The organism is Lentzea albidocapillata subsp. violacea (genome assembly GCF_900100275.1).
Lineage (GTDB): Bacteria > Actinomycetota > Actinomycetes > Mycobacteriales > Pseudonocardiaceae > Lentzea > Lentzea violacea.
The window spans coordinates 22,891-35,619 of sequence record NZ_FNET01000023.1 but is presented as its reverse complement, the minus strand read 5'-3'; the positions used below and the strand labels follow the sequence as shown (position 1 = coordinate 35,619).

Genomic DNA, 12,729 nt, shown 5'->3' with positions numbered 1-12,729 from the left:
CCAGCCGATCCGGGTACAGGTTGTGCATGGCGGCGCACCCGGCGCGCCAGCAGACTCCGAGGCAGGCGTCAGACCCCTGGAGGACGAGATGGCCCACAAGGAGCTGCTGGCACGACACCGCGCGGTCATGCCGAAGTGGCTGGCCCTCTACTACGACGAGCCCATCGAGATCGCGAGCGCCTCCGGGCGCCGGGTGACCGACCGCGAGGGCACGACCTACCTGGACTTCTTCGCCGGCATCCTGACCAACGCCATCGGCTACGACGTCGCGGAGATCAGCGACGCGATCCGGTCGCAGCTCGACACCGGCGTCCTGCACAGCTCGACGCTCTACCTGATCAGGTCGCAGGTCGAGCTGGCCGAGAAGATCGCGGAACTGAGCGGCATCCCGGACGCGAAGGTGTTCTTCACCAACTCCGGCACCGAGGCCAACGAGACCGCGCTGATGCTCGCCACCCAGGCGCGCCGCAGCGAGCAGGTCCTGGCACTGCGCAACAGCTACCACGGCCGTGCGTTCGCCACGATCGCCATCACGGGCAACCGCGGCTGGTCGGCGTCCGCGCTGTCGCCGATCAAGGTCAGCTGGGTGCACGGCGGTTACCGCTACCGCTCGCCGTTCAGGGCGATGGACGACAAGGACTACATCAGGGCCTGTGTCGAGGACCTGCGCGAGATCATCGAGACCACCACGTCCGGCGACGTCGCGTGCATGATCGCCGAGCCGATCCAGGGCGTCGGCGGCTTCACGTCCCCGCCCGACGGCCTGTTCCGCGCGTTCAAGGACGTGCTGGACGAGTACGGGATCCTGTTCGTCTCCGACGAGGTGCAGACGGGCTGGGGCCGCACCGGCGAGCACTTCTGGGGCATCCAGGCGCACGACGTCGTGCCGGACGCGATGACGTTCGCCAAGGGCCTCGGCAACGGTCTCGCGATCGGCGGTGTCGTCGCGCGCGGCGACCTGATGGACACGATCAACGCCAACTCGATCTCGACGTTCGGCGGCAACCCGATCTCCACGGCCGGCGCGCTCGCCACCGTCGACTACCTGCTGAGCCACGACCTGCAGGCCAACGCGGCCAAGCTCGGCTCACGGCTGCTCGGCGGCCTGCGCGAACTGGCCGAGAAGCATCCGGTGATCGGTGACGTGCGCGGCAAGGGCCTGATGGTCGGCGTCGAGTTCGTCGGACCCGAGGGCGAACCGAACGCCGGTGCCGCCGCGACCGTGCTGGCCGAGGCGAAGGCGCGCGGGTTGCTCGTCGGCAAGGGCGGCCTGTACGGCAACGTGATCCGCCTGGCACCGCCGATGACCCTGACCGAGGACGAGTTGGAAGAGGCTCTCGGGATTCTCACTCAGGCGGTGGAACAGGCGTGATCAAACACCACATCAACGGCAAGCCCTGGGACGACGTTCCGGAACGGCTCGGCGACGTCTACGACCCGACGACCGGCAAGGTGGCCCAGCAGGTCGCCTACGCGTCAGTGTCCGAAGTGGACGCTGCCGTCAACGCCGCCGCGGAAGCGTTTGCGTCGTGGCGCAACGTGTCCCTGGCACAGCGCTCGACGGTGATGTTCAAGTTCCGCGAGCTGCTGAACGACCGCAAGGGCGACCTCGCGAAGATCGTCTCGGCGGAGCACGGCAAGGTCGTGTCCGACGCGGGCGGCGAGATCCAGCGGGCGCTGGAGTCGGTCGAGTACGCGTGCGGCATCCCGACCCTGCTCAAGGGCGGGTTCAGCGAGAACGCGTCGACCCGCGTCGACGTCTACTCGATCCAGCAACCGGTCGGCGTGGTCGGCGTGATCTCGCCGTTCAACTTCCCGGCGATGGTCCCGCTGTGGTTCGTGCCGACGGCAATCGCTTGCGGCAACACCGTGGTGCTGAAACCGTCCGAAAAGGACCCGTCGGCGGCGATCTTCATCGCCGAGATGTTCGCCGAAGCCGGGCTCCCGGACGGCGTCCTGAACGTCGTGCACGGCGACAAGGTGGCCGTCGACCGACTGCTCGAACACCCGACGGTGAAGGCGATCTCGTTCGTCGGCTCTACGCCGATCGCCCGCTACGTCTACGAGACCGGTACCGCGCACGGCAAGCGCGTGCAGGCACTCGGCGGTGCCAAGAACCACATGGTCGTCCTGCCCGACGCCGACCTCGACCTGGCCGCGGACGCCGCGGTGTCCGCGGGCTTCGGCTCGGCCGGCGAGCGGTGCATGGCGATCTCGGTCGTGGTGGCCGTGGGTGAGGTGGGTGACTCGCTGGTCGACAGGATCAAGTCCCGGATCGCCGACGTGAAGGTCGGTTCCGGGGCGTCGTGCGAGATGGGACCGCTGGTCACCGGCGTGCACCGGGACAAGGTCACGTCCTATCTGGACGCCGGCGTCTCCCAGGGCGCCGTCCTCGCGGTCGACGGCCGCGACCACCCGATCGACGGCGACGAGGGCGGGTTCTGGCTCGGCCCGACGCTCTTCGACCACGTCGGCACGGACATGACGATCTACACCGACGAGATCTTCGGCCCGGTCCTCTCGGTCGTCCGCTGCGACACCTACGAGGACGCCGTCGAGATGGTGAACCGCAACCGGTACGGCAACGGCACCGCGATCTTCACCAACGACGGTGGCGCGGCCCGGCGGTTCCAGAACGAGATCGAGGTCGGCATGGTCGGCGTGAACGTGCCGATCCCCGTGCCGGTGGCCTACTACTCGTTCGGTGGCTGGAAGGAATCGCTGTTCGGCGACGCACACGCGTACGGGCCGCACGGCGTGCACTTCTTCACCCGCTCGAAGGTCGTCACGTCGCGGTGGCTCGACCCGTCGCACGGTGGCGTGAACCTCGGGTTCCCGCAGAACACCTAGCGGAGCAGGGCGGGCCGCACGCCGCGGCCCGCCCCTGCGCTACCTCGCCGCGCGCGCCACCAACGCCTCCGGCAGCGGGTCGTACCGGGAGAAGTGGCGGGTGAACGTGCCGGTCCCCGACGTCAGCGACCGCAGTTCGACCGCGTACCGCAGCAGTTCGGACGACGGCACCTCGGCGCGGATCACCGTGCGCCCGCCCTCGTCCGCCTCGGTCCCGAGCACCCGCCCGCGCCGTCCGGACAGATCGCCCAGCACGGTGCCCAGGTGTTCGTCGGGCAGCCGGATCATGACCTCGTCCATGGGCTCCAGCAACTGGGTCCGGGCAGCGGACGCGGCCTCCTTCAACGCCAGCGCACCGGCGGTCTGGAAGGCCGCGTCCGACGAGTCGACGGAGTGTGCCTTGCCGTCGACGAGAGTCACCCGGACGTCGACGACAGGGGTGCCGTCGTGCAGGCCTCGCTCCAGCTGTGCGCGCACACCCTTCTCGACGGAGGGGATGAACTGGTGGGGGACCGAGCCACCGACGATCTTGTCCACGAACTCGAAGCCGGCGCCGCGGGGGAGCGGTTCGACCACGATGTCGCACACCGCGTACTGGCCATGACCTCCAGATTGCTTGACGTGCCGGCCGTGGCCTTTCGCAGGCCCGGCAAAGGTTTCCCGGAACGCGACGCGCACCGGTTCGGTGTCGATCTCGGCGCCGCCGGCCCGCAGCCGGGCCAGCACGACGTCGGCGTGCGCCTCGCCCATGCACCACAGGACCATCTGGTGCGTCTCGGCGTTGCGGTCCAGGCGCAGCGTCGGGTCGCTCGCGACGAGGCGGTTCAGGTTGCGGGCCAGGTTGTCCTCGTCGCTGCGGGTGCGTGGCACGACAGCGATGGGCAGCAACGGTTCCGGCATGTTCCACGGCGCCATGAGCAGCGGCTGTTCGGGTGCGGACACGGTGTCACCGGTCTCCGCGGTGGTCAGCTTCGTCAACGCGCACAGGTCGCCGGCGACGCAGTAGGGGACCTCGCGCAGCGACGAGCCCAGCGGCGAGTAGATGTGGGCCACGCGTTCGTCGGCGTCGTGGTCCTCGTGGCCGCGGTCGGCCATGCCGTGGCCGGAGACGTGCACGGGGCGTTCGGGGCGCAGGGTGCCGGAGAAGACGCGGACCAGCGACACGCGGCCGACGTAGGAGTCCACCGCGGTGCGGACCACCTCGGCGACGAGTGGCCCGTCCGGGTCGGCGGCCAGGCGGGGCTGCGGGATGCCGTCCACCGACGTCACGGCCGGAAGCTCGTGCTCCAGCGGTGACGGGAAGGCGCGCGCGATGCCGTCCATCAGCTCCACCAGGCCCATGCCGGTCGCGGCGCACACGGGCATCACGGGGTGGAACGAGCCGCGCGTGACGGCGGTCTCCAGATCGGCGATCAGCGTGTCCTGGTCGATCTCCTCGCCCGCCAGGTAGCGGTCCATGAGGGTCTCGTCCTCGCTCTCGGCGATGATTCCCTCGATCAACGCCGCGCGCTCGTCCGGGTAGTTCTCACCGGACGTCAGCAGCCCGACGAGTGAGTCGCCCTCCTGCATGTACAACGGCACGACGCCCGGGCCGAACGCCGCCTGGCACTCGATGACCTCGTTACCGAAGTTCGCACGGTGATGGTCGGTGCGTGTGATGACGACGGCGCGAGGCATGCCGACGAGAGCGCACTCCTCCCACAACGAGATGGTGGCCGCGTCGACGCCTTCGAAAGCGTTGACAACAAAAAGGGCCGCGTCCGCGGCCCGAAGTCCTGCCCTGAGCTCACCCACGAAGTCGACGTATCCGGGGGTGTCGATCAGATTGATCTTGATGTCCCCGTGGTGGATCGGAGCCACGGCGAGGCCTACGGATCGCTGTTGTCGCACGGCCGCCGGGTCGTGGTCGCAGACCGTGGTGCCCTCGGTGACCGATCCCGCGCGGGTCAGGACACCGGTGGCGGCGAGCAGGGCTTCGGTGAGCGTCGTCTTGCCCGCCCCGGAGGGCCCCACGAGCACGACGTTGCGGACCTTGGCCGGGTCGTCCACAGCGACCGCGCCTGCCGATGTGCCGTTGTCGGAGTGCTTGCTTCCCATGGCGACCTCCGTCAAGTCGTAGTGTTCGATCTCACACCCGTTCACCTCCCGGGACAACCCCGCTGGCCCGATCGGATGCCCGCCGGCTCGCGAACATGTTTCACGGACGTGCCCCAGTGACGGGGCTCACGACCTGCGGTTGATCGGAAAGTGGCCTTCTGGATCGCGGCTCCAGTGGCTTGGGCGAGAGGGCCACAGCGGACGTACGGTGAGTTCACCAAGACTTCCTCTCGTGAAAGGTCACCCCGGTGAGCACTGATCAGGTCACGGGCACCGCCCGCGTCAAGCGCGGCATGGCCGAGATGCTCAAGGGCGGCGTCATCATGGACGTGGTCGACGCCACCCAGGCGAAGATCGCGGAGGACGCGGGCGCCGTAGCCGTCATGGCACTCGAGCGCGTGCCCGCCGACATCCGCTCCCAGGGCGGCGTCGCGCGCATGAGCGACCCCGACCTGATCGACGGGATCATCAACGCCGTCTCGATCCCGGTCATGGCGAAGGCCCGCATCGGCCACTTCGTCGAGGCCCAGGTCCTCGCGTCGCTCGGCGTCGACTACATCGACGAGTCCGAGGTGCTGACCCCGGCCGACTACGCCAACCACATCGACAAGTGGGCGTTCACCGTTCCCTTCGTCTGTGGCGCGACGAACCTGGGTGAGGCCCTGCGCCGCATCACCGAGGGCGCGGCGATGATCCGTTCCAAGGGCGAGGCCGGCACCGGTGACGTCTCGAACGCCACCACGCACATGCGCAGGATCCGCCAGGAGATCCGCCGCCTGCAGAACCTCCCCGAGGACGAGCTCTACGTCGCCGCCAAGGAGCTCCAGGCGCCGTACGAGCTGGTCAAGGAGATCGCGCAGAACGGCAAGCTCCCCGTCGTGCTGTTCACCGCGGGCGGCATCGCGACCCCGGCCGACGCCGCGATGATGATGCAGCTCGGTGCCGAGGGCGTGTTCGTCGGTTCCGGCATCTTCAAGTCCGGCAACCCGGTCCAGCGCGCCGAGGCCATCGTGAAGGCCACCACCTTCCACGACGACCCCGACGTCATCGCCAAGGTCTCGCGCGGCCTGGGTGAGGCCATGGTCGGCATCAACGTCGACGAGATCCCGGAGCCGCACCGCCTCTCCGAGCGCGGCTGGTAGTTCCTGAGTTCCGAAGGCGCACCGCACGAAGCGGTGCGCCTTCGTCGTTTCAGCTCGTCGTGCGGACGGTCTCAGTCAGACCGGACAGAGCGGCCGGCAACGCCTCGTGGTGCAGCACGCCGAGCCGTTGCGTGGCACGGGTCAGCGCCACGTACAGCTCCGCGGCACCGCGCGGCCCGCCGGCCAGGATCCGTTCCGGCGCGACGACGAGCACCGAGTCGTACTCCAGGCCCTTGGTCTCGGCGGCGGGCACCGTGCCGGGCACGCCGGGCGGCCCGATCACCACGCTCGTTCCCTCGAACTCCGCCTCCTGCTTGGTGAACTCCTCGATGGCGCCGGCCAGCTCGTCCTCGGTCACCCGTCGCGCCCACGGCTGAACGCCGTTGGCGCGCACCGAATCGGGCGCCTTCACGTCGGGCGCGAACTCGGCCAGCACCTGTGCCGCGACGGCCATGATCTCCGCCGGCGTGCGGTAGTTGACCGTCAGCGACCGGTACTCCCAGCGTCCCGGCACGTACGGGTCGAGCATCTGGCCCCACGACGTGGCACCCGCCGCCGCGCGCCGCTGCGCCAGGTCGCCCACCACCGTGAAGGAACGGCCGGGGCAGCGGCGCATCAGCACGCGCCAGTCCATTTCGGACAGTTCCTGCGCCTCGTCCACCACCACGTGCCGGTAGGTCCAGGCGCGGTCCGCCAGCGCGCGTTCCGCGAGCGTGCGCTGGTCGTGGTCCTCGAAGCGCTCGGCCAGGTCCTCGGCGAACAACATGTCCGAGGCGAAGAGGTGGTCCTCGTCGTCCATGTGGTCGAAGCGGCCGACCATGCTGTCGAGCACCTCGGCCGCGTATCGGGCCTCGGCCCGGCGTTCCGCCGCCGCGGCCTGGTCGTCGGCCTGCTCGGTGCCGTCCTTGCCCAGCAGGTCGTGCAGTTCGTCGAGCAACGGCACGTCCGAGATCGTCCACGGCTCGCCCTCGGCGCGCAGCAGCGACGGGTCCGCGCCCGCCGCCGCGAGTGCCTCCGCCGACGAGTACAGCTCGCCCAGCAGCTCGAACGGCGTCATGATCGGCCACAGGAAGTCCAGCGCCGCGACGAAGCTCTCGTCGTCGGCGAGGTCCTTGACGAGGCCGGACCGCATGTCCTCCCAGGCCTGCTTGTCCGACCGGGACATCCAGCCCTTCCCGATCCGGCCGATTGCCCGCTCGGTGAGGACGTACGTGACGATCTCGCGGAACACCGCGCGGGCCTCGTTGTGCGGCAGGCCGCTGTCGCGCGCCTCCTGCCGGGCCCACTCGGCGACGTCCGCGCCGACCTGCACGACGACGTCCTTCATGCCGATCGGAATCGGCTCGGCGGGAACGCGCTGCCGGGCCCCGACGGCCGCCTTCAGCACGTCGACCATCGCGCGCGAACCCTTGATCCGCGCGACGTCCGGAGTGTCCTCGGCGGTCGCGACCAGACCCGGCAGCAGGCTGCCCGCGGTCGAGAACACGACATCCGACTCGCCCAGCGACGGCAGCACACGGCCGATGTGGTTGAGGAACGCGGGGTTCGGGCCGACGACGAGCACGCCGTGCCGTTCCATGCGCTCTCGTTGGGTGTACATCAGGTACGCGACGCGGTGCAGCGCCACGACCGTCTTGCCGGTGCCGGGGCCACCCTCGATCACCAGCACGCCGGGGTGGTCGAGCCGGATGATCGCGTCCTGTTCGGACTGGATGGTCGCGACGATGTCGCGCATGCCCTCGCCGCGCGGCGCGTTCAACGCCTCCAGCAGGGCAACGTCGCCCTGCTCCTCGCCGAGCTTGCCGAACACCTCGTCGGTGAAACCGGTCACGGCACGGCGGCGGGTGAGGAACTGACGGCGCCGGCGCATGCCCTCAGGCGTGGCCCCGGTGGCGGTGTAGAACGGCCGCGCCGCCGGCGCCCGCCAGTCGAGCAACGCCGGTTCGAACTCGTTCTCCTCGTCGAACAGCCCGATGCGGCCGATGTAGGAACGCTCGCCGTCGACGCTGTCCAACCGGCCGAAGCACAGGCCGTAGTCGGCCACGTTCAGGCGCTTCATCTCGCGGTGCCGGGCGCGCACCTCGTTGTCACGGTCCATCGCGGTCTCGCCGGTGCCACCCAGCGCCGACAGATACGCGGCCTTCACGCGCGCGCGTTCCCCATCGAGCCGTGCGTAGAGATCTGCCACGTACTCACGCTCGGACTGCAGTTCTTCTTCGTAACCCACGTGCTCCCCAGTGCGCCTGTGTTCTGGCTGAGGCGATGAGTGTGAACGATGCACGGGGCCTTGTGGCAAGGCCCCCTGTCTGCTATACGGTTAGGTGGGAAGAATCGCACCCGCGAGGCAACTCGTTGGCGTAGCAGATCCCCGCTCGTCATCATGGCCGGGTGAACCTGCCGTTCCGCTGGGACCTCGTGACGCCCGACCAGCTCGGGTCGTTGCTGGACGACGTCGTCGAACCCGACACGTGGTACCTGGCCGAGCTGGCGGAGTGCGCGGGCAGGGTCCTGGCCCGCAGCGGCAACGGTGACCTGGTGTTCGTCGGACGCTCGCTCGACTCGATGTTCGACCTGCTCGGCGGCGCGCTGGAGGGCACCAGCCGGGTCCTGCACCGGCTGCCGGTGTCGTTCGACCGCTCACGCGAGATCGCCCACGCCGACGTCCCGCGCGCCCGCGAACTGGCTGCGGAGATCGGCATCACACCCGCGGCGCTGGCCCGGCGCGATCGGCCGGTGACCTTCGTCGACGTCGTGTGGGCGGGCGGGACCTTCGGCAAGTTGTTCGGCCTGCTGGACGACTGGATCGCCGAGGAACGCGAGACCTGGCCCGCGATCCGGCGCAAGCTGAGGTTCGTCGGCGTGACGAGCCGGACGGCGACCAGCCCGAACGTCCGGCGCTGGCAGCAGGACGCCGACTGGACGCGCCGCCTGCCCGCCGCGTCCGTGCTGAACGTGTCGCTCGACCCGCAGGTCTGGGACTACCTCGGCAACGACCAGATCAAGCTGACCTGGCCCTATCAGCTGCACCGGTGGCGTGAGTACCTGCGCGAGGCCAAACGGGACGAACACACGCGGATGGCGCTGGCCGAGGCGGTGCGGCTGGTCGAACTCGGCCGCACCAAGGAGGTCCGGCGCATGATCGCGCGCGCCATGGACGGCGAGCCCGCGCTCACGGAGCCATGGCTGCGCACGCTCCGAAGCCAGCTGAACTAGACCGTGTGCTCCATGACCATCATCGCGGTCGTGCCCGGCTCCAGCGCCTTGCAGATGTGCGGCACGTCGCCGGGATAGACGATGTAGTCACCGGGCCCGAGTTCGACCGGGTCGTCGGCCAGGCCCGCGAGGCAGCGACCGGTCGCCACGATCATGTGCTCGATGCTGCCCGGCACGTGGGGCAGTGACTCGCGGGCTCCGCCGGGTTCGAGGGCCAGCCAGTAGATGTCGTGCTTGGTGCCCGGACGGCACGCGGCCAGCAGTGTCGCCGAGTAGTGCGCGCGTTCGGAGTGGATGACCGGGCCCTCGCCCGCGCGGATCACCTGCACGCGCGGTATGGCGGGTTCGACGAGCTGGCTGAACGGGACACCCAGCGCTACGCCCAGTGCCCACAGGGTCTCCACGCTGGGGTTTCCGGCGCCGGACTCCAGTTGCGAGAGGGTCGACTTCGCCACGCCGGCCTTCTTGGCGACCTCGGAGAGCGACATGCCGGTGCGATCGCGCTCCCGGCGGAGGTTGGCCGCGATGAGGTCGAGTGGTGCGTTCGACACAGAAGTCCATCCGTTCGTCTTGACGAACACCAGTCCCAGGTGTTCATCTTAATGGGTGGTGCGTTCGATCTGGCGAACTCTTGATGGTGTGCTTCTGCGTGACGTGGCCGCGGTCGCACTTGGTGCCGCGGTGACGGGTGCCTCGTTCGGCGCGATCTCGGTGGGCTCCGGCCTGCCGTGGTGGATGCCGGTGCTGATGTCGCTGGTGATCTTCGCGGGCGGCTCGCAGTTCATGGCTGTGGGCATTGTCGCCGCTGGTGGCAGCCCTGCCGCGGCGGTGCTGGCGGGGCTCGTGCTCAACGCGCGGCACCTGCCGTTCGGGCTGGCGATCGGGGACGTGCTGGGCAGGAGCCCGCTCGCCCGGATCGTCGGCAGCCACCTGCTGATCGACGAGTCCACGGCGTTCGCGATGGCGCAGAAGGACCCCGCGAGAGCGCGTGCGGCCTACTGGGCGTGCGGCGTGTCGCTGTTCTTCAGCTGGAACACGGGTGTGCTCATCGGTGCGCTCGTGGGGCAGGCGATCGGCGACCCGATGACGTTCGGGCTGGACGCGGCGTTCCCGGCGGCCCTTCTGGCGCTCACGCTGCCGGCGCTCAAGGACGCGGCTACGCGCAACGCGGCACTCGTGGGTGCGGCGATAGCGCTCGCTACGACGCCGTTCCTGCCCGCGGGTGTGCCGGTGTTGCTCGCGTTGGCCGGACTGTTCGCGTTTCGCACTACTAAGAAGAAGGAGGAGCCGTGTCTGTCACCGCAGTCCTGATCCTGGCCGCCGGCACCTTCGCCATCCGGTTCGCCGGACCGTTGTTGCGCGACCGCGTGACCCTGCCGGACCGGGTGCGCGAACTGATGTCGGCATCCGCGACGGTGCTGCTGCTCGCGCTGGTGGCGGTCTCGGCATTGACGAACGGCAAGCAGTTCGGCGGCTGGGCGCTCGCCGCCGGAGTCGCCGTCGGCGGGCTTGCGGCATGGCGGAAACTGCCTTTTGTCGCGGTGATCGTGTTGGCCGCGGTCACCACCGCGGGATTGAGGTTCGCCGGTGTGGCCTAGTGCTTTCTCACGTGCGAGAAAAGCAGATTCGTGTGAACCTCCGTCACCTCTCTGCGGCTCGTGAACTTGTCGAGCACGAGTCGTTGGAGATGACCGACGTCCGATACCGCGACGTGCACCAGGAAATCTTCTGGACCCGTCACGTGTGAGAGCGCGAGCGTTTCGGGGAGCGACAGCACGTACGCCATGAACGGGTCGACGATTTCCTTGGTGTGCGGGCGGATCTTCACCGCGAGCATCGCCTGGACGTGCTGCCCGACCGCGCCGGGATCGATCTCGGCGTGGTAGCCGGTGATCACGCCCCGCTCCCGCAGCGCCCGGTGCCGGACCACCGCCGTGGACTGCGCCACGTTGACGCGTTCGGCCAGGTCCTTGTTCTGCAGCCGCGCGTCCTTCCGCAGCTCCCGCACGATGGCCTCGTCGATCGAATCCAGCACGGCTCTTCTCCGTTCCACCGAATCAACTGCGGTCTTGCACCCACTGTGCCGAGGAAGTCTCCACCATTCGGGCCATGACGCGCATCGAGACCATCGCAGTGCACGGCGGCCGCGACGACCTCGCGGAGCTCGGCGTGCACGCTCCCCCCATCGACCTGTCCACCACCTACCCCGTGCCTGACCAGGCGCTCGGCGGGGAAGCGCTGGGTGAGTGGGCCACCGGCGCCGCGCGGGCCGGCTCGCCCGTCTACGCGCGGCTGCACAACCCGACGGTGGCCCGGTTCGAGCAGGCGCTCGCGGCTCTCGAGCACACCGAGACGTCCGTGGCGTTCGGCAGCGGCATGGCAGCGGTGACCGCCGTGATCCAGGCCGCCTGCGTGATGGCGGGGAAACCGCACGTCGTAGCCGTGCGGCCGTTGTACGGCGGCACCGACCACCTGCTGTCGTCCGGTCTCCTGGGCGTCACGACGACGTACGTCGAAGCGGGCCTGGTGTCCTCCGCGATCCGGCCGGACACCGGGCTCGTGGTCGTCGAGACCCCGGCCAACCCCAACCTGGACCTCGTCGACATCGAGCACGTCGTGCGCCAGGCCGGCTCCGTGCCGGTGATGGTCGACAACACCTTCGCGACGCCGATCCTGCAGAACCCGGTGCTGCACGGCGCCTCCTACGTGCTGCACTCCGGCACCAAGTACCTCGGCGGGCACGGTGACGTGCTCGGCGGCGTCGTGGCCTGCTCCGAGTCGCTCGCGGCGGCGTTGCGGCAGGTCAGGATCATCACGGGCGCCGTCCTGCACCCCCTGGGCGGCTACCTGCTGCACCGCGGGCTGGCCACCCTGCCGTTGCGCGTCGAGGCGGCGTCCCGTTCGGCGGCGGTGCTGGCTACGCGGCTGGCCGAGCACGACGCCGTGGAGTTCGTGCGCTACCCGTCCCGGTCACGGCAGATGCGCGGAACAGGCGCGATGATCGCGTTCGGAGTGCACGGCGATCCCGTCGAGGTGGTGCGGAAGCTGAAGCTCATCACGCCGGCCGTCTCATTGGGTTCGGTCGACACACTTATCGAGCACCCCTCGGCTTTGACCCACCGCCTGGTTCCCGGAGAAGAACTGCGTGCTTCTGGCGTTCCGGACAATTTGCTGCGCATTTCAGTGGGACTCGAGCACGTCGAGGACATTTGGGATGACCTGAACGCAGCGCTCTGTGACGTCGCTTACGTTAAGTCTTCCCCAGGTGATTTCTTGGTGATGACCGCCACTCGCTAGGGTTCCCCGAATCAGCGCGTCGGGGCGCGGGAGGTTCCGACGCGAGCATTTTTCCGTTTCGGAAGGAACCTCCTCGTGAGTTCTGTGGAAACTGATGCGGACGGCTACACCAAGGCGCTGAGCAAGCGCC

11 protein-coding genes are annotated in these 12,729 nt (G+C 69.2%); 7 read left to right on the top strand and 4 right to left on the bottom strand.

Annotated elements, in window-relative coordinates; genetic code table 11:
• Window positions 1–88: 88 nt before the first annotated feature.
• Complete coding sequence (locus tag BLR21_RS34315) at window positions 89–1,372, top strand: aspartate aminotransferase family protein (RefSeq protein WP_090012889.1); 1,284 nt, start codon at window positions 89–91, stop codon at window positions 1,370–1,372.
• Window positions 1,369–2,850, top strand: coding sequence for a CoA-acylating methylmalonate-semialdehyde dehydrogenase (locus BLR21_RS34310; RefSeq protein WP_090012886.1), 1,482 nt, complete (start codon window positions 1,369–1,371; stop codon window positions 2,848–2,850). The genes BLR21_RS34315 and BLR21_RS34310 overlap by 4 nt, the downstream gene beginning before the upstream one ends.
• A gap of 39 nt (window positions 2,851–2,889) precedes the next feature.
• Here the strand turns inward: BLR21_RS34310 and BLR21_RS34305 are convergent, their stop codons facing one another.
• Window positions 2,890–4,947, bottom strand: coding sequence for an elongation factor G-like protein EF-G2 (locus BLR21_RS34305; RefSeq protein WP_090013076.1), 2,058 nt, complete (start codon window positions 4,945–4,947; stop codon window positions 2,890–2,892).
• Window positions 4,948–5,195: 248 nt separating this feature from the next.
• On the opposite strand from BLR21_RS34305, the gene pdxS reads away from it, so the two are divergent.
• Entirely contained in the window at window positions 5,196–6,089 is an 894-nt protein-coding gene (gene pdxS, locus BLR21_RS34300; protein WP_090012884.1) for a pyridoxal 5'-phosphate synthase lyase subunit PdxS, read from the top strand.
• Between the two features lie 49 nt (window positions 6,090–6,138).
• Here the strand turns inward: pdxS and helR are convergent, their stop codons facing one another.
• Complete coding sequence (gene helR, locus BLR21_RS34295) at window positions 6,139–8,316, bottom strand: RNA polymerase recycling motor ATPase HelR (protein ID WP_256335120.1); 2,178 nt, start codon at window positions 8,314–8,316, stop codon at window positions 6,139–6,141.
• Window positions 8,317–8,477: 161 nt separating this feature from the next.
• Here helR and BLR21_RS43315 point away from each other — a divergent pair, with 161 nt between their 5' ends.
• Window positions 8,478–9,302, top strand: a complete 825-nt coding sequence (locus BLR21_RS43315; RefSeq protein WP_218131054.1) for a hypothetical protein — start codon at window positions 8,478–8,480, stop codon at window positions 9,300–9,302.
• On the opposite strand, the gene BLR21_RS34285 is transcribed toward BLR21_RS43315, so the two are convergent.
• Complete coding sequence (locus tag BLR21_RS34285) at window positions 9,299–9,853, bottom strand: helix-turn-helix domain-containing protein (RefSeq protein ID WP_256335119.1); 555 nt, start codon at window positions 9,851–9,853, stop codon at window positions 9,299–9,301. The genes BLR21_RS43315 and BLR21_RS34285 overlap by 4 nt on opposite strands.
• A 58-nt stretch (window positions 9,854–9,911) precedes the next feature.
• Between BLR21_RS34285 and BLR21_RS34280 the strand changes: the two genes are divergently transcribed.
• Both BLR21_RS34280 and BLR21_RS34275 read left to right on the top strand, forming a co-directional pair.
• Window positions 9,912–10,613: an AzlC family ABC transporter permease gene (locus BLR21_RS34280; protein ID WP_090013068.1), complete on the top strand. Its 702-nt coding sequence runs from the start codon at window positions 9,912–9,914 to the stop codon at window positions 10,611–10,613.
• On the top strand, window positions 10,592–10,900 hold the full coding sequence (locus tag BLR21_RS34275; RefSeq protein WP_090012879.1) for an AzlD domain-containing protein: 309 nt from the start codon (window positions 10,592–10,594) through the stop codon (window positions 10,898–10,900). The genes BLR21_RS34280 and BLR21_RS34275 overlap by 22 nt, the downstream gene beginning before the upstream one ends.
• Here BLR21_RS34275 and BLR21_RS34270 read toward each other — a convergent pair.
• Window positions 10,897–11,337 (bottom strand): Lrp/AsnC family transcriptional regulator, encoded by a 441-nt coding sequence (locus tag BLR21_RS34270; RefSeq protein WP_030478062.1) that lies wholly within the window; start codon window positions 11,335–11,337, stop codon window positions 10,897–10,899. The genes BLR21_RS34275 and BLR21_RS34270 overlap by 4 nt on opposite strands.
• A 74-nt stretch (window positions 11,338–11,411) precedes the next feature.
• Between BLR21_RS34270 and BLR21_RS34265 the strand changes: the two genes are divergently transcribed.
• Window positions 11,412–12,599 carry a trans-sulfuration enzyme family protein gene (locus BLR21_RS34265; RefSeq protein ID WP_090012877.1) on the top strand — a complete coding sequence of 396 codons (1,188 nt, stop codon included), beginning with the start codon at window positions 11,412–11,414 and terminating at the stop codon, window positions 12,597–12,599.
• Window positions 12,600–12,729 lie beyond the last annotated feature (130 nt).